The sequence below is a fragment of the Clostridium felsineum DSM 794 genome (assembly GCF_002006355.2).
In the GTDB taxonomy this organism is placed as follows: domain Bacteria; phylum Bacillota; class Clostridia; order Clostridiales; family Clostridiaceae; genus Clostridium_S; species Clostridium_S felsineum.
The window spans coordinates 4,150,939-4,168,592 of the sequence record NZ_CP096980.1; the positions used below are offsets into that span (position 1 = coordinate 4,150,939).

A 17,654-nucleotide genomic window follows, 5' to 3' on the forward strand; every position below is an offset into this window, starting at 1 on the left:
AATCATCCTGGGGAATATTTCAATACTTAACATTATAAAAATACAACCAATATTAAATCATCTAATTATTTTTACAGTATTCATCAATAGTTTCTGCAACTTTCTTAGCATCTCTTACTGCTTCAACTACTGTTTTTGCTCCTGTAACTACATCTCCACAGGCAAAAGTTCCTTTTTTAGTTGTAGTTCCATTCTCGTCTGTCACTATACATCCCCATCTATTAGTATCCAATTCTGTTGTATTTGATACTATATTTGTTTTTGGATTTTGGCTTACTGCTACTATTACTGAATCGCACTCAAAGAACTCTTCTTTTCCTTCTATTATTTTTGTTCTTATTTTTCCATTTTCATCTGTAATATTTTCAGTTGGTGCTAATTTAACTCCTTCTTCTGTTACTTCAATTGGGGCTCTAAATATTTTAAATTCTACTCCATCTTTTTTTGTTTCCTCTATTTCCTGCTTAGATGCTGGCATTTCATTAAAGCTTTTTCTGTATAATATCGTTACATCTGCTCCATTTCTCTTTGCTGTTCTTGCTGCATCCATTGCTACATTTCCTGCTCCTATTACAGCTACTTTTTCACCCAATCTGTATGTTTTTGGTGATTTTAAGTAATCTATTGCGAAATGTACATTTCCTAAAGTTTCTCCTTTTACATCTAAGGTCTTTGGATTCCATACTCCTGTCCCTATAAATACTGCTTTATATGAATCTTCAAGTAACTTATCTAATGTAATAACTGGTCCTATAAGTGTATTAGGTCTTATTTTTACTCCGACCTCTACTAATCTTTCCTCTAGTGTATCTACTAATTTCTTTGGAAGTCTATATTCTGGAATACCATATCTAAGTACTCCTCCTATTCTATCGTGAGCTTCAAATATAGTTACATTATATCCTCTGTTTGCTAATATGAAAGCAACTGTTATTCCTGCTGGTCCCCCTCCTATTACTGCAACTCTGTCCTTATTTTTTTCTATATTTTTAAAGCTTGTCTCGTTTAAATACTTTTCTGATATTTCATGTTCTATATCATGAAATCTTATTGGTTCTCCTTTTATTCCTCTTACACAATTTCCTTTACATTGGTCTTCGTGTGTGCAAACCATTGAACATACTACTGAAAGTGGGTTATTGTTAAATAAAATTTCTCCTGCTTTTACAATTTCTCCATCTTTATAAAGACTTATAATTTCTGGTATTGGGGTATCTATCGGGCAATTTTTTCTACAGTTAGGTTTTTTACATAATAAACATCTATTTGCCTCTTCTATTAATAATTTAGTGTTGTCCATTTTTTAATATCTCTCCTTCGTTATAGATATATACGATTCAATTGCCATTTTTTAATAACAATTTCTTTACTTTAATGATACCATTATTAAATTACACTGTGCAAGCGGCTAAATATGAATTTATTAGAAAAAGATATTTACTATTAACTAAATTAATATTTAAAAGCCCTTGTAAATTTATATACAAGGGCTCTCACTATGTAATATTTTCTTTTCTATAACTTCTTAAAATAACTCCAATTATTAATATTAATATTTTTAAAATGTATAACATCATCATTAAATTCTGCAAATCCATTTTGATTATAAAATTTACGATTTATCTCAGAATTGGTAATTAAAAAAATTTCTTTGCCTCCATGATCAATTACACATGGTATAACACAATCATTTATCATTTTACTCCCAAGTTTTTTACCTTGATATAACTTATCAACTGCTAAGGCTTCTAGATACCATATAGGCCTTCTTATACTTTTAAATGCTTTCTGTGAATCGTCCATAAAATTTAAGAAAGATAAAATATTTAATAAGCTAATTTCCTTAAGTAATTTAATACCTCCTGAAAATATATACTCAAATAATCCAATTTCTGATCTATCAGGATTTTTTAATACCGCAGATGAAACAATTTTCCCATCTAAAATACCAACTAAACAAATATGCTTTTTCATGTAAGCCTTTATATTAATAAAAAAAAGCATCTCTAAAAAGTGTAAATATTTGTCATCATTGTTAAAATTATTTCCTATAGTACATTTTAAGTAACAATATTCTTTAAAAGCTTGTGCATATAACTTACTCACTTTTTTTAAGTCTTCTTTTTTTACTTTACGATAAAAAATCATGCTATTTTCTCCTCATAATATCTTTTCTTAACACATGTTGACTAATTAATACGTGTACATTATACTTTGATACATATATAAATACAATCGGCAATTACCCTAACTTTGTCCATTAATGAACACTTAATAAACATTTGTATTGTTTGAGGAGGAATTATGAATGAAAGATAGGAGATTTATAAAAACAGAGCAGGCTATTCGTGAAACCTTCTTGAATCTTTTAAAAGAAAAATCTCTTAATAAAATAACTGTGTCCCAAATTTCAATATCAGCAAATTTAGGACGAGGTACTTTTTACTTACATTATAAAGATATTTACGATTTATATAATACTATTGAAAATGAAATATATACTGAACTTGGTGAATTATTTGAAAAATCCAATCCCTACGCTAATGAAACAAATCTTATGGACTTAATTAATAATATTATTGACTACATATCAGAGCATAGCAATATATTCGAAATTTTCATTCGTCTTGAATTTAAAGGAAATCTGCTCTTTAAACTAAAAAATTATTTCTTCGATAAGATTTTGCATGAAAGTATAGTACTTTCTAGACCTATAAATAACAATATTGATTATGATTTAGTTGAAGCTAATTTTATTGTTTCCGGAGTTGTTGGAGTTATAGAACATTGGTTAAACAATGGAATGATAATACCAAAGGAAGATATCTCTATTATGCTTCAGAAAATACTAACCAAATTTTAGTTTAACCTAATCTCTTTTTGCAAAAAAATTTTCAATTTAAGGTAGTTTTATTGACATTTAGTATTATTTGTATTAATGTAAGTAATACAAAAGGGGGGTTTTTTATGATTTTCAAATTAAATTTTGATAGTTCTACTCCTATTTACGTTCAACTTAGGAATCAAATTGTAATGGGTATAGGTTTGGGTGACTTAGAACCAGATGAAAATTTACCAACCGTACGACAACTAGCAGAAGATATTGGTGTAAATGCTATGACCGTCAATAAAGCATATACAATATTAAAAAATGAAGGCTTTATATCTATAGATAGGAGACATGGTGCAAAAGTTAAGGTATTAACTACTAATAATACTGATTTTCGTGAAAAGCTAGAAGAAGAACTAGCACTAGTTATTTCAGAAGCTGGGCTTAAAGGTGTAAGTAAAACTGATTTCATAAACATCTGTAACAAATTATTCAATGAAATGAACGGTATCAAAGGGCTGATAAATCCAACCTTAAATATTGATACTATATAAACTTTCGCTTTATTAAGGAGAGGATTTTATAATGGAAACTATCATTATATTAATTGTAGGTGTTATAGTACTACTATGTGAAATTATTTCATTTGCAGCATGTTCACATGAAAATGGAAATATAATTTTTGGTGTAACACTTCCAAATAACCAATTAAAAAATAAATATATACAAAATTCAAAAAATGAATACAAGACTTTATATCATAAATACTTTTTAATAAGCATTTTAATTTTTCTTCCTATTTTATTTTTATTGAAGCTTCCCCCTTACAATATTATATATCTTTTAACATGGGCATTTATAGTAACATTTTATTGGGCATTAAAACCATATATTATTATTCATAAAAAGATAAAATCACTAAAAAAAGAAAATAGTTGGTTCTCTGGTACTACTCATGAAGTTACAATAGATACTAAGGCCTCAAGCTTAAAGAACAAAAAAGTTATATCAATATATTGGCTTATTGGTTCATTTTTAATAACCTTACCTTGTTTCTATATAGTGAGAACAACTTTTATTCTAATCCCTATAGTTGATTTAACTACAAAAGTAATACTTATTTTTATATATCTTTATACTAAAAAGCTGAAAACCAAAATATATAGTGAAAATAGCACCGTAAACGTAGCTTTAAATTGTGAACGCCAAAGAATTTTAACTGCCTCCATAATTATATTCTCCTATGTAGATAGTTTAAATGTTCTAGTGCTAAGTGTAATAATTTCTAATGTACAATTATATAATACAATCTTATTAGTTTCATGTTCTACAATTCCACCTATTTTAATTCTTCTGCTGTTCATATATTACTACAATAAATTTAGAAAACTTAAATTAGATCTTCTAAGTAAAGATGATAAACCTGTTATTGTAGACGATGATGAATATTGGAAATACGGTTTAATCTATTATAACCCTAATGATAATTCTCTTTTAGTTGAAAAAAGGGCTGGAATAGGTATGACCTTTAACTTTGCCAAAAGATCAGCAAGAGCCTTTATGTATTTTATAGCTGCCTTTTTAGTTGGAATTATTATTTTTATTTTTACCATAGGCTTCATTCAAGATTCATATAGTCCTACACTTAATGTTTATAAAAATGAAATAAAAATAAATTGTTCTATGTACTCTACAAGCTTTAACAAATCAAATATTCTTAAAATATCATTAATACAAGATAGTCCTCATGGCTTTAAAACCAATGGAATAGGTACAGATACATATTCCAGAGGACACTATGATATAAATGATTATGGTACATCCATGGTTTATGTATTTAATAACAAGCCTCCTTATATAGTTTTCAAATTAAAGGATGGAAGTTATGTATTTTTCAATTATAAAAGCAAATCTGATACTTTAAGATTATATAATAAATTAAAAAATAAAATGTAGATGAATAAACAAAATCCATCTACATTTTTTCTTTATTTATTTTCTATTCAAACACATTTATAAGCTTTCCAAATATCTGTTTGTTTTCTGCTATTTTAGCATCATTTCCAAGTACACATATATAGTTTTTACTCATAACCTCTTTCAGCATCTTAGCATAAGCCTTAATGTCTTCTTTCTTTGTACTTAAAATTTCGTCTCTTTCCTTTTGTATATCCTCATAAGTTAATTTGTTGAAATAATATGAATCTGACTTTGTTCCAATTTGACTAGGTAAAAGTGGTCTATCTATAGTTGATATTGTTCCTAGTATACTCTTAGTCATTTCGTAATCATCAACTTCAAAATTTTCAATATACTTATACACATCATCATATATTTTAAGAGTCTCAGCTAAATTTGGATCTCTGTAAGATACAAAGAATACATTTCCATTTCTTAGTATATAAGAAGAACACCCATAAGCTCCTCCCATTACTCTAACATTATTCCACAAATAGCTTAAGCTTATTATGCTATTAAGAACCTTCATTTTTCCTGAATACTCATATCCAAGTCTTCTAAAATTAAAACCTTTAGCAGCATATTGAACTTTGCTTGAAGTAATTAATCCTTCATTAATAGATTGAGCAAATTTATTGTACTCTTCTGGTTTTTCAGGAACTTCAAGACTTTTAAGTTCAAGTTTTGAAAGTTCTCCCTTAAACTTATCATAAATCTCATTGTTACCTGTTACACTTATTATAACTTTATCCTTATTAAATAGCACGTCACATATATCTTTTAATTTTTTCTTTACTTCATTGAATTTCTCACTAAAATTTTCATCTAAATTACATATAAATTTGTAAAAACTAATTCCATTAAGTCTTTCACTATATTCTCCTGATGGTGAGAAATAAGATTTAAGTCTTAAGGATGATATGGAATTTCCACTTTGATTTATAATCATTTCAAATCTGGATCTCATTTCTTGAATTATTTCTCTCAACCTATTTTCATCGTCAAATAAACTATGATGCATTATTTCATTTATTAAACTAATTGCATCTGGAACTTTATCTATTATAACTTTAGTTTTACAAACAAATTTTGTAGTATAATCCTTGTCATCATCCTTTGCTGTAAACAAAGCATTTTCAAAGCTTATATCTCCTGTTTTAATATTTATTTCATTTGCCAATTCCTCATATTTATACTTTTGTGTATCTACTCTTCCCAGTATATTTTCAACAAGTCCAAGGTATGGTAAATCATCATACTTAATTACTCGAGAATCAAAGTAAAATTTTAAATATAGTATTTTGTTTGTAAAAACATCATGATAAAGTACTTTTATTTTATCTTCTTCTCTCTCTTCAAGCGGAAGTTTCTCTACTTCTTTATTAATATCTTCTAAAGAAAGCATTGGAATTTTTCTCAAATTTTCTTCTGTATCACCAGTAGTCTGTCTTTCCTTTAATTTTTTAGTATCTGAAATTATTTTGCTTAAATCCTCTTCCTTCATAGACTCTTTTAATTTAATTAATTCTTCATTTATTTTTTTACCCTTCTCTACTTCTACAGTTTTTGAAGGCTTAACAATTACTAAGCTACTATGATTTGAATTTATTAAATACTCTTCAATAAGTTTTTCAAAATAATTTTCTGTAAGAGCCTTTTTTATATTTTTAAGTGCTTCCTCAAATTTTAGATTATTAGTCGGCTGTGCATCATAAAGCCAACTATCCATAACTTTTATTCCATATCCAAGTCCTCTAGGATAGCTATGGTAATCAGCTTCTCTGAGTTCAAATTCCCTTGTATTTATTGCAGCTTCTATAAGCTTTTTATCTATTCCGTTTTTCACTAAATCTTCTAATGTATCAAATACTAACTTTTTAAATTCTTCCTTTTGACTTTCATTGGAATTTTTAGCTATCACACTAAAGTACGTTTGCTTTATACCATTATCATAAAGTCCAAAAACATCTTTTCCAAGACCTGCTTTTATTATTGCTTTTTTAAGAGGTGCTGCTTCACTTTCAAGAAGAATATATTCAAGAATATCAAATGCTAGATACTTCTCATTATCAGTTGGTGTACTTACCACAAAATTAAGACTTAAATATGTCTTATCCTTTTCATTTTCATCTTGAAGTATTGGATATTCATATACTGACTCAACTAATTTACCAATGGGTTTTTGTACCTCTATTTTAGAATCAACGTCTATTCTATCATAATTTTTCAAATAATTTTCATCAATGTATTGTAATTTTTCATCTAAATTCATATCTCCATACAAATATATATAGCTGTTACTAGGGCTATAATATTTTTTATGTGAATTTATGAAATCTTCATATGTTAAATCAGGTATAACATCTGGATCTCCACCCGACTCAAAACCATAAGTTGTATCTGGGAAAAGTGAATTTTGAATTCTTCTCATAAGTACACCCTCTGGTGAAGAAAATGCACCTTTCATTTCATTATACACAACACCCTTATAACTAATATTTTCATCCTTATTGTTTAACTCATAATGCCAACCTTCTTGCTGAAATATTTCTTCATATTTATATATATTAGGATGAAAAACTGCATCAAGATATACATCCATTAAATTTAAAAAATCCTTATCATTTTTGCTTGCAACCGGATACATTGTTTTGTCACTAAAAGTCATGGCATTCAAAAATGTATTTAATGATCCTTTTAAAAGTTCAACAAAAGGCTCCTTAACAGGATATTTGTCTGATCCGCATAGAACAGAATGTTCTAATATATGAAAAACTCCTGTACTATCCTTAGGTGGTGTTCTAAAACTAATTGAAAAAACCTTATTTGTATCTTCATTTTGTAAATATAGAAGCTTTGCTCCACTTTTTATATGTTCAAAAATAAATGCTTTTGAATTTATTTCATTAACATCTTCTTCTCTTAAAAACTTAAAACCATGATATACGCTATCTTTTTTAAAACAATTCACTCAATATCACTCCTTAATTTAAATGCAAGAAACTTATGGCAATATATACATATTATAAAGTAACTCACCTTCACATTACAAGAATATTTACTATAATTAATAAAATATCCAAAAAAACTCTATAATTTTTTTATTTTTTCTAAAATACTATTATATTCTTTGTCTAACTCTTCTACATTATCCTTTTTAGAAGGTGCTGATATTCTGCCAACTATTTCTGCTAATTTATTTTCTAAAATTATTTTTTTATCCCTATTACTTATATCTTCTTTTTTATCATTTTTCTTTTTTATATACTCACTATATACTCCATTAAATTGCTCTAATTTATTATTTTTTATTACTATTATAGAGTCAGCAATTTTTTCAACGAATTTTCTATCATGAGATACAAAAAGTATTGTACCAGTATAATCTTTAAGTACTTCTTCTAATGCATTCATTGAATATATATCCAAATAATTTGTGGGTTCATCTAATATGAGCATATTACTTTCACTTAGTATTATCTTTGCAAATGAAGCCTTTACCCTCTCTCCTCCACTTAGTTCTGAAACTTTTTTGTATACATCTTCCTTTTTAAATAATAATCTTGCTAGTGTAAGTCTTACAAAGTTCTCATCGTAGACAGAACTCTCCATTATATTATTTAATATAGTTTTATCTTTTGAAAGCAAATCAAGTTCTTGGCTAAAATAGCCTATACGAGCATTTTCTGATACAACTATATCCGTTTGAGAATTAATTATCATTTTAATAAGTGTTGTTTTTCCTGATCCATTACTTCCCAAAAGCGCAACCTTTGATCCATTCAATATATTGAAATCTGCATTTTCTAATATTATTTTTTTACCAAACCTCTTATTTATATTGTTTCCTTTTATAATTATTTTAGAATATATTTTTTTAGAATACACAAAATCTATTTTTGATCTTTCTAATTTAATAGGTTTTTCCTTTACATTTAAATGCTTAATTCTTGTCTCTATAGATTTCCTTCTTCTATCTAGACTTGCCTTTTCCTTTTGCCCTCCCATTTTATGCAGTCTAGCTTCTGAATTTCCCATTCTTTTAGGTGCTCTATTTATAGACTTTGTTTTATTCTCTATATTCTGTATACTTTCCTCAAGTCTTTTCTTTTCCTTTAAGTAACTTATATACTCAATTTCTTTTCTTTTCATTTCAAGACTTTTTTGCTTATAAAACTCAGTAAAATTCCCCTTATATTCAGTCACCTTTCCATTTTCAATTTCAATTATTTTATTGCATACTCTGTCTAAAAGCTTTCTATCATGAGATACTAAAATTATTGCTCCATTAAAATTAATAAGCTGCTTTTCTAATTTCACTACAGCATTTATATCAAGATTAGCTGTTGGTTCATCTGCTATTAACATATTTGCTTTCTTTTTAAAAGAATTTTCTATTTTTAATTTTGTTTTTTCCCCACCACTTAATTTCTCTTCATCATCTGAGTACTCTTCATTAAGCTGTGTTATATATGAATAGCTAGTGCTTACTTTTAATATACCCTCTTCAGGTTTAATTTTTTCTGAAATTATATTCAAAAAAGTACTTTTTCCAGCACCATTAACACCTACTACTCCTATCTTATCTCCACTATAAATCTTCAAATTTTCAATATTTAATATTAACTTATCCTTAAACCATTTTTTCAAATTTCTAATTTCTAAATATAACAAAAAATCCCTCCTAAATAATATAAGAGAGAACTATCCAAACTAATATTTACTTAATTATATTACAAAATAGCTAAGCCATTAAAACTATACAGCTATAGTGCATGGGTAATTATTAAATTTATAATCCTCTCTAGAATTTTAAACACAACAAAAAAACATATCTGAATATATCCTTTTGTTTGATAACTTCTAAAAAAGATTACTTTCGCACTATTTTAATACCTTACCCTTTCATTAATACTTACTTTTATTTTACATTTTTATTTTTTTGTTGTCAACTCAAGTTTCTTTTAACAATTTATCAATTATCTTTACTTTTTTTATCAAATCATCAATTTTGCTATGGACTTTTTTCTAAATGTGCTATATAATAAATATTGTAATAGTAATTAATAGAAAAGAGGTTAATAAATATGAATATAGCGTTTTTTATAACACCAAAAACACAAGTTGTGTACGCAAAATTAACTTCTACATTAAGACAGGCATTTGAAAGAATGAAATATTATAATTGTCATGAACTTATAATCCTAAATGACAAAGGGGAATATGTTGGATTCATTAGCAAAGAAGATATTATTAGAAAAATAAAAAATTCGCCTCAACTTCATTTTAAGGATTTTAATAAAGTTGGTATTTTAGATATAATTAAATACTTGATAAATAATCCCATAAATATAAATTATAATGTGGAGGATATTCCTTTATCTATGAATGATACAGATTTTCTTCCAGTTGCAGATGACAGCAACAAATTTATAGGAATAGTTAAAAAAACTGACATACTAAATTATGAAAAATCTTATGCTGTTTAACTCATTTAAAATGTATCTATAATGTTCATTTTGAACCTTAAAAATCATCTTACTACACCTAAGTTGATTTCATTAAATTGTATAACATTGCGAAAATACATTTACATTATATATACATTTTACTTGTTGAATAAATTTTTATAGTTCCTCTAAAAAAGGGAGTACATTTAAAAAAATATACTCCCTTTTTTATTATTTTTTTATAAGCTCACCTTGCTGTGCACCTACACCACATTTTACAAATGCTTAAGTTTACTAAACACAAATTTTTTTAATTACCATAATTATTTATAATCAATTCATCTACATTATAAATTAGTTTTTTATTAGCCCCTGTAATTACAAATCTCATTGGCCCATTATTTCTTTTATGATGTAAAGTTATTTGAGCTGAAATAACAGCATTTTGAAAGCTATTAGTCTCTTTTTCACTAGTTGCTACATGCTTTTCAATTTCATTAAGATTAGGAACTTTTTTAACTAGCGAATTATACACGGCATCCCTAGAAATCTGATCTACAAATTTAACTTTATCACTTTTACATTGACTTTCAGAATAATTATTGAAAATATTTTTATTCGTAGTTTCTTCACAAATATTAGTTAAAACCTCATTATATATCCTATTATTTTTGCTGTATTCTATATTATATTGTATAGAATCTTTATTTTCTTTAATATGTGTTATTTTAAAGCTTTCACCATTATAACTAATTTCTATTGGAAGTTTATTTTTATCTATTTTATAGCTTTTATTAGAATCATTAGTTTTGTATTCTACATTTAAAGCAATTAATTTTATACCTATCTGACTTGGTTTTTTATAATATAATGATTTAAAACTCCTTGTCCCAAAAAAACCACTATTTTCTCCTACTCCATTTCTGACCTCTGAAAAAGACTTATTAGAACTAATCATTCCTTCAAAAGGGCCATAACTTTCCCCCATAGAACCATCCACATAATTTCTACCTAATCTTATAGAAAACATAGGATTTACCATTGATATATCTTTATCTTTAGGAATAAATGTATAATCAAAATTGGTTGTAAACAAACCTATTCTAAGTGAATTAATCTTTAAAGTACCTACATCTAAAGAGTACTCCTTATTTACTGGTACTATTTTAGTTTCTTTTAAAGAAACCTTTGTTTTTAATACCCATTCCAGCTTTGTTGCCTTATCTTTTCCATAGACAAAATCTTTAACTTTATCCACCATACCTTTAGAAGTATTTGTACCTTCATTTTTAATTGATTCAATGTCTATGCTAACTGGATTATTTTTCACATATTCTACCTCACTGCTATCTAGACCAATAAAAAAAGATCTTTGTTTACTATTAGGATTTGAGTCAGAATACGTATAGGCAAATGCATTAAATTTTTTATTGTCTTTATCTCCGAAACTAATCTTATTTATTGAATACTTTGAATCTGATACTTCATAAATAACTTCTATACCTGTTGTATCTGCAACAATCTCCTTAATATTAAAGGATACACCTTTATATTTAAAGATTTTATTCACTTTTGTAACATCATTATTTTTACGTGCCAAATCTATTGACTGTTTATATAAGACATTATCATTATAATTTGAATAAGCAAATGTTGCTGCTGGCAAAATCACCAAAAAACTAATTATCACTGATACAACCTTATACATATGCCTTTTTTTATCTTTGTTCTTAACATGATTTATTAAACTCTTTTCAACGTTGTCCATTAAATTTTCTGGTATAATAGTATTCATTTTTTACCCCTCCACTCTTACCTCTTAAAAAATTCAAAGTTCTATATATTCTAGTTTTAGCAGTACTTAAAGGTATGTCCATTATATCTGCCACTTCTTGTATTGAGTAATCTTTTAAATATCTTAGAACTAATATCTCCCTTTCATCCTTTTTCAATTTATTTAAAAGTCCCTCAATAATAATCTTATCTTCAATAGCATTATAGGAAAATACATCTCTTATTTCATTTAATTCCTCTTCTGTGGATGCATTTATCCTTCTCTTTAAGCTTTTTCTACAAGTATTTATAAGAATTGAAGTATACCAACTAAAAAATTTATTATCATCCTTAAGTTGTTTAATTTTATCAAAGGCCTTTATAGCAGCTTCTGATATACAATCCTCAGCATCATAAGAGTTCTCAGTATATGTAAAAGAAATCTTATAAATAAATTCTTCTCTTTCCCTTAAAAGCTTCATGAAAGAGGAAATATCTCCCTTTTTACTTTTTTTAACTAAAATCTTTACGTCCATTTCTTACCTTCTTTCAAATGCTGCAGCACATTCATTTTACATATGTTAGATAAATAAGTAATATAAAAAGTTTCAAATATATAAGTTGTAATAAAATAAAGCTGCGCCAAAATTATTTCAGCACAGCTTTACTTAAAGTTTAAAAATGCTATTGCTTAAACTTAACTAATTCATCTAATGTTCCTATTTTATATCCTTCTTTTTCCCACTGAGTCAGAAGCTCATCTAAAACATCAGCATTAGTTTTTGAAACAGCATGTAAGAGTAACACTGTTCCATTATGAGTTCTAGATAATATTTTTTTCTTTGCTTCTGTTTTTGAAGGTTGATTTCCTGTTTCCCAATCTCCATAAGCAAAGCTCCAAAATATAGTCTTATAACCTAATTTCTTAGTATAATAAAGCGATAATTCACTATACTTACCCATTGGTGGTCTAAAATATTTGGGCATTTCTTTTCCTGTAACTTTTTTATACTCCTTCTCGACTCCATCTAACTCACTTTTGAATTTTTGTTCATCATATATACTTGGCATAGATTTATGGTTTACTGTGTGATTACATACATAATGGCCTTCTCTTTCCATTCTCTTTACTATTTCAGGACTTGATTCTATATATGGTTTAACTACAAAAAAAGCTGCCTTTGCGTTATGCTTTTTCAAAACATCTAGTATTTTAGGCGTATATCCTTTTTCGTATCCTTCATCAAAAGTAAGATATATTATTTTTTTAGAACTATCCCCAATATAGTAGCAGTTATACTTAGGGACATAATCCGAAGTTTCTTTTGGTGGTCCTTGTTCTTCACTCTTTCCCTTATTCATATAGTACCACTCATGAGGCTGCGTATTAAACCCTTTATAGTTTCTATTTAAAACAGTGTTTCTTACTTTATCTAAGAACTTTTCTTTTTGTGGAGTTTCAAAGCTAGTATTCTCTTGCATAACAGGTGCGGCTATAACTCTATTAGGTAATACCACCATACTTACTAATATTACAATTAAAATCAAAATAACTTTTTTCTTCAACTGTAACACTCCCTTTTCAATTTTATTATGTTCTATTTTTTAAAATATATATTAAGTAAAAAAAAACACCTTAGGATTTACTATCCTAAAATGTTTTTTTCATTTTTATTTAGATTTCTTTTTTGACTTAGCTACTTCTATACTTATTTTTCTTCCACTCAATTTCTTGCCACTACAATTTTTTATTATAACGTCCTTCAATCTATCTGGAACATCAACAAAAGTGAATTTATCAAGTATATCTATATCACCTATTTCGTTTCCTTCAACACCTGATGATTTATCTATAAATTCAAGAAGTTTTTTAACTGATAATTTATCTTTTCTTCCTGCACTAAAGAATAATCTAACACTTTCATCATTTTTAAGTTTATCATTATCATTACCTGAATAATCAAAACCCATTTCTTTATCGAAGATCATTTTAACTAAAGCTGCTGATACATCTACTAAATTAAATTCATCATCAAGCTTTTGCACAAACGGAATATACTTATTAAAGTCATTTTTTTCAATATTAGTTCTTATTTTGTCTGTTAAGCTATTATATTTAGTTTCAAATATATCATCTATTGTAGGTATTTCTTTTCTTCTTATCTTACTCTTTGTAAACTTTTCAATTTGCTTAATCATAACATATTCTCTTGGTGTTACTAATGAATATGCTATTCCCTCTGCATTTGCTCTTCCAGTTCTTCCTATTCTATGAACATATGACTCCATATCTTGAGGTATATCATAATTTATTACATGTGATACATTATGTACATCTATACCTCTTGCAGCTACATCTGTTGCCACTAAAAAGTCAATATTATTTTCCTTGAACTTTTTAAGAGTATTTATTCTTTGATTTTGGCTCATATCACCATGCATTCCCTCAACATTATAGCCTCTAAATTGCATTGATTCAACTAACTCATCTACGCCTCTTTTTGTCCTACAAAATATAATAGTAATTCCTGGTTCTTCAACATCTATTACCCTACATAATGCTTCAAACTTATCTTTATTTTTTACTTCAAAATAGAATTGTTGTATTCTTTCAACTGTTAAAGAATTTTTTATTATTGCTATATGCTTAACTTCCTTTTTCATATAATTAGAAGCTAATTTTTTTATTGGAGCTGGCATTGTAGCTGAGAATAGCATTGTTTGCCTATCACCACTTATATTCTTTATTATTCCCTCTATATCATCTATAAATCCCATATCAAGCATTTCATCTGCTTCATCAAGGACTAAAAACTTAACTTTATCCAATCTTACTGTTTTTCTTTTTATGTGATCCATTATTCTTCCAGGAGTTGCAACTATAACATCTACTCCTCTTTTAATAGCTCTCATTTGTCTTTCTATTGATTGACCACCATATATTGGTAATATTCTAACTCTTGCATACTTTGATAATCTTGTTAATTCATCAGTTATTTGAATAGCGAGTTCTCTTGTAGGTGTTAATATTATTGCTTGAACTCCTTCTCTTTCATTGATATCTTTTATTTTACTTATTATTGGTGCTCCAAATGCAACTGTTTTTCCCGTTCCTGTTTGAGCCTGACCTATCATATCATATCCATCTATAACAACCGGAATAGCTTCCGCCTGTATATTAGATGGTTCCTCAAATCCCATATCATCTATTGCCTTCAAAACGCTGCTGTTTAACTTTAAATCGGTAAATTTTTTATTTTCCATTAAATCTTTCCTTCCTCATATCATACACTTTTCGCTCTAAAAAAAAGCTGTTGACGCATCAACAGCCACTAAAATCAAACTATAGTTTTAGTATTGCCCAAATTAATAATTTCATGCATCAGTAAAATCCCAAAGTAAATTACCATTAACAATCTTATCATACCGTACGTTAATAAGCAACCTAAGTATACGTTTAATCTTAAACTTATTTTTAAGTCTTACTTAAGTGGTACAATATCCTTATAGCTATTTTTTATTAAGCCATGTTATAATTTATAAATAATATAACATCTACTACTATATGTAAAACAAATTCTTACATATTAAATAAGAAAGGATTTTAATTATGAACTTAATAACTTTAGAAAATATATCAAAGAGTTATGGCGAAAAAACTCTTTTAAATAAAATCTCTTTTAGTATAAACGAAGGCGAAAAAATAGGTCTTATTGGTATTAATGGTACTGGAAAATCAACTTTACTCAAGGTTTTATGCAACCTAGAGGATTATGACAGCGGAAATATAATAACTTCAAATAATTTATCTATGAGCTATCTTTCTCAAAACGAGGATTTTCATGATGATGCTACTATATTAGAGCAAATTTTCAAAGGAAATTCTAAGGAAATGAAGCTCCTTCGAGATTATGAAACTTCTCTTGAAAGCTCTTCAAATCACCCTGAAGATAAAAATATACAAGAACAACTTCTAAAACTAACCATGCAAATGGACGCCTTAAATTTATGGAATATGGAGAGTAGTGCAAAAACCATACTTACTAAATTAGGTATAAAAAATTTTAATGCAAAAATAAAAACTTTATCAGGTGGTCAAAAAAAACGTGTTGCTCTTGCCGAAACACTTATAACTCCTTCAAATTTACTAGTTTTAGATGAACCGACAAATCATTTAGATAATGAAACTATAGAATGGCTTGAACAATACTTAAGTTCTACTAAAAGTGCTGTTTTTATGATTACTCATGATAGATATTTCCTTGATAGAATTTCAAACAAAATATTTGAAATACACGCAGGTGACCTCTATGCCTATATAGGTAACTACAGTTTATACCTTGAAAAAAAATTAGAAAGGGAACAAATTGCATTATCCTCCAAGCAAAAAAAAGATAACCTACTTAGACGAGAACTTGCTTGGATTAGACGAGGCGCAAAAGCTAGGTCAACAAAACAAAAAGCAAGAATTCAAAGGTTTGACAAACTAAGCAATGAGAAAGATGAAATAATTGAAGATAAAATAGATATTTCAACAGCTGGATCAAGACTTGGAAAAAAGGTAATCGAAATAAAAGATATCAATAAATCCTTTAATGACAGTAAAATCATAGACAATTTCAGCTTTATTTTTTCAAAAGGTGATAGGCTTGGTATTGTAGGTGCTAATGGTATTGGAAAATCCACACTTTTAAATATGATATCAGGTAAAACTTCTCCTGATAGTGGAACAATTGATTTAGGAGCAACGGTTAAACTTGGTTATTTCTCTCAAGAAATTTCAAATATGGACGAAAAACTTAGAGTAATTGAATACATCAAAGAAGGTGCAGAATTTATAAGAGATTCAAATGATGAACTTATAAGTGCCTCAAAAATGCTAGAAAAATTTTTATTTTCCCCTGAAATGCAGTGGACACCTATAGCAAAATTGTCTGGTGGTGAAAGAAAGCGTCTATACCTGCTTAGAATACTAATGGAAGCGCCAAACGTTCTTATTTTAGATGAGCCTACCAACGATCTTGATATACAAACTTTAACTATACTAGAAGACTATCTCCAAGATTTTGAAGGTACAATAATAACGGTATCCCATGATAGATATTTTCTTGATAAACTTGCAAATAAACTATTAATCTTCAAGGGAAATGGAATTATAGATTATAATACTGGAAATTATTCAGATTATCTAGATAAAATAAAATCAGAAGAAGTAGAAGTAAGATCTATTAATTCTACAAAAAACAAACAAACAAAACCTGAAAAAGCTAAATCATCAAAGTTAAAATTTTCATTCAAAGAAAAAATGGAATATGAAAAAATAGACTCATTGATAGAAGAAACTGAAAACAAATTAAATTCAATTGAAGATAAAATTAATTCTGCTGGAAGCGATTATATGCTTTTAGAAGACCTTATGGTTGAAAAAAAGAATGTAGAAGAAAATCTTCAACATTTATACGATAGATGGGAATATTTAAATGAATTAGCTGAAAAAATTAAAAATAACTAATTAAAAGCAACTTTTTTCTAAATAAGTAAATTATTTTAGAAAGTTGCTTTTTTTATTTATATTTTAAATATTTTATTTTTTATTTTAATTTTTTCCACTTTTTTATTAAATTTGGTATAATAGAGATGGG

13 protein-coding genes are annotated in these 17,654 nt (G+C 27.2%); 5 read left to right on the top strand and 8 right to left on the bottom strand.

What is annotated here, in order from left to right; translation table 11 throughout:
* Window positions 1-61: 61 nt before the first annotated feature.
* Both CLFE_RS19370 and CLFE_RS19375 read right to left on the bottom strand, forming a co-directional pair.
* Window positions 62-1,300: an NAD(P)-dependent oxidoreductase gene (locus tag CLFE_RS19370; protein WP_077894539.1), complete on the bottom strand. Its 1,239-nt coding sequence runs from the start codon at window positions 1,298-1,300 to the stop codon at window positions 62-64.
* 215 nt (window positions 1,301-1,515) lie between these two features.
* Window positions 1,516-2,148 (bottom strand): GNAT family N-acetyltransferase, encoded by a 633-nt coding sequence (locus CLFE_RS19375; RefSeq protein ID WP_242951678.1) that lies wholly within the window; start codon window positions 2,146-2,148, stop codon window positions 1,516-1,518.
* Window positions 2,149-2,308: 160 nt separating this feature from the next.
* On the opposite strand from CLFE_RS19375, the gene CLFE_RS19380 reads away from it, so the two are divergent.
* The 3 genes from CLFE_RS19380 to CLFE_RS19390 all read left to right on the top strand — a co-directional run bounded on the left by CLFE_RS19380 (window position 2,309) and on the right by CLFE_RS19390 (window position 4,786).
* A complete protein-coding gene (locus CLFE_RS19380) occupies window positions 2,309-2,863 on the top strand; it encodes a TetR/AcrR family transcriptional regulator (RefSeq protein ID WP_077894538.1) in 555 nt (184 codons plus the stop codon).
* 104 nt (window positions 2,864-2,967) lie between these two features.
* Window positions 2,968-3,384: a GntR family transcriptional regulator gene (locus CLFE_RS19385; protein ID WP_077894537.1), complete on the top strand. Its 417-nt coding sequence runs from the start codon at window positions 2,968-2,970 to the stop codon at window positions 3,382-3,384.
* Window positions 3,385-3,415: 31 nt separating this feature from the next.
* Complete coding sequence (locus CLFE_RS19390) at window positions 3,416-4,786, top strand: DUF5808 domain-containing protein (RefSeq protein ID WP_077894536.1); 1,371 nt, start codon at window positions 3,416-3,418, stop codon at window positions 4,784-4,786.
* Window positions 4,787-4,829: 43 nt separating this feature from the next.
* Here CLFE_RS19390 and CLFE_RS19395 read toward each other — a convergent pair whose 3' ends face one another.
* Together CLFE_RS19395 and abc-f are read right to left on the bottom strand one after the other, a co-directional pair.
* The gene (locus tag CLFE_RS19395; RefSeq protein WP_077894535.1) at window positions 4,830-7,760 is read right to left on the bottom strand and encodes an insulinase family protein; all 2,931 of its coding nucleotides are present in this window, start codon (window positions 7,758-7,760) and stop codon (window positions 4,830-4,832) included.
* 119 nt (window positions 7,761-7,879) lie between these two features.
* On the bottom strand, window positions 7,880-9,463 hold the full coding sequence (gene abc-f / locus CLFE_RS19400; RefSeq protein ID WP_077894534.1) for a ribosomal protection-like ABC-F family protein: 1,584 nt from the start codon (window positions 9,461-9,463) through the stop codon (window positions 7,880-7,882).
* A 413-nt stretch (window positions 9,464-9,876) separates the two neighbouring features.
* On the opposite strand from abc-f, the gene CLFE_RS19405 reads away from it, so the two are divergent.
* On the top strand, window positions 9,877-10,278 hold the full coding sequence (locus CLFE_RS19405; protein WP_077894533.1) for a CBS domain-containing protein: 402 nt from the start codon (window positions 9,877-9,879) through the stop codon (window positions 10,276-10,278).
* A 271-nt stretch (window positions 10,279-10,549) separates the two neighbouring features.
* Here CLFE_RS19405 and CLFE_RS19410 read toward each other — a convergent pair whose 3' ends face one another.
* From CLFE_RS19410 to CLFE_RS19425, 4 genes are all read right to left on the bottom strand, one after another.
* On the bottom strand, window positions 10,550-12,034 hold the full coding sequence (locus CLFE_RS19410; RefSeq protein WP_077894532.1) for a DUF4179 domain-containing protein: 1,485 nt from the start codon (window positions 12,032-12,034) through the stop codon (window positions 10,550-10,552).
* Window positions 11,994-12,548, bottom strand: coding sequence for an RNA polymerase sigma factor (locus tag CLFE_RS19415; RefSeq protein WP_077894531.1), 555 nt, complete (start codon window positions 12,546-12,548; stop codon window positions 11,994-11,996). Before CLFE_RS19415 ends, CLFE_RS19410 begins: the two co-directional genes overlap by 41 nt.
* Window positions 12,549-12,696: 148 nt before the next feature.
* Window positions 12,697-13,578: a delta-lactam-biosynthetic de-N-acetylase gene (pdaA, locus tag CLFE_RS19420; protein ID WP_077834266.1), complete on the bottom strand. Its 882-nt coding sequence runs from the start codon at window positions 13,576-13,578 to the stop codon at window positions 12,697-12,699.
* 105 nt (window positions 13,579-13,683) lie between these two features.
* Window positions 13,684-15,276, bottom strand: a complete 1,593-nt coding sequence (locus tag CLFE_RS19425) for a DEAD/DEAH box helicase (protein WP_077894530.1) — start codon at window positions 15,274-15,276, stop codon at window positions 13,684-13,686.
* A gap of 346 nt (window positions 15,277-15,622) precedes the next feature.
* Between CLFE_RS19425 and CLFE_RS19430 the strand changes: the two genes are divergently transcribed.
* Window positions 15,623-17,524 carry an ABC-F family ATP-binding cassette domain-containing protein gene (locus CLFE_RS19430; RefSeq protein WP_077894529.1) on the top strand — a complete coding sequence of 634 codons (1,902 nt, stop codon included), beginning with the start codon at window positions 15,623-15,625 and terminating at the stop codon, window positions 17,522-17,524.
* Window positions 17,525-17,654 lie beyond the last annotated feature (130 nt).

What these genes read in the sequence shown, in the direction of transcription:
- CLFE_RS19415 (WP_077894531.1), bottom strand. Translation starts at nt 12,548, where the DNA reads ATGGACGTAAAGATTTTAGTTAAAAAAAGTAAAAAGGGAGATATTTCC.
- CLFE_RS19410 (WP_077894532.1), bottom strand. Translation starts at nt 12,034, where the DNA reads ATGAATACTATTATACCAGAAAATTTAATGGACAACGTTGAAAAGAGT.
- CLFE_RS19390 (WP_077894536.1), top strand. Translation starts at nt 3,416, where the DNA reads ATGGAAACTATCATTATATTAATTGTAGGTGTTATAGTACTACTATGT.
- CLFE_RS19405 (WP_077894533.1), top strand. Translation starts at nt 9,877, where the DNA reads ATGAATATAGCGTTTTTTATAACACCAAAAACACAAGTTGTGTACGCA.
- CLFE_RS19375 (WP_242951678.1), bottom strand. Translation starts at nt 2,148, where the DNA reads ATGATTTTTTATCGTAAAGTAAAAAAAGAAGACTTAAAAAAAGTGAGT.
- CLFE_RS19385 (WP_077894537.1), top strand. Translation starts at nt 2,968, where the DNA reads ATGATTTTCAAATTAAATTTTGATAGTTCTACTCCTATTTACGTTCAA.
- CLFE_RS19430 (WP_077894529.1), top strand. Translation starts at nt 15,623, where the DNA reads ATGAACTTAATAACTTTAGAAAATATATCAAAGAGTTATGGCGAAAAA.
- CLFE_RS19380 (WP_077894538.1), top strand. Translation starts at nt 2,309, where the DNA reads ATGAAAGATAGGAGATTTATAAAAACAGAGCAGGCTATTCGTGAAACC.
- CLFE_RS19425 (WP_077894530.1), bottom strand. Translation starts at nt 15,276, where the DNA reads ATGGAAAATAAAAAATTTACCGATTTAAAGTTAAACAGCAGCGTTTTG.
- CLFE_RS19370 (WP_077894539.1), bottom strand. Translation starts at nt 1,300, where the DNA reads ATGGACAACACTAAATTATTAATAGAAGAGGCAAATAGATGTTTATTA.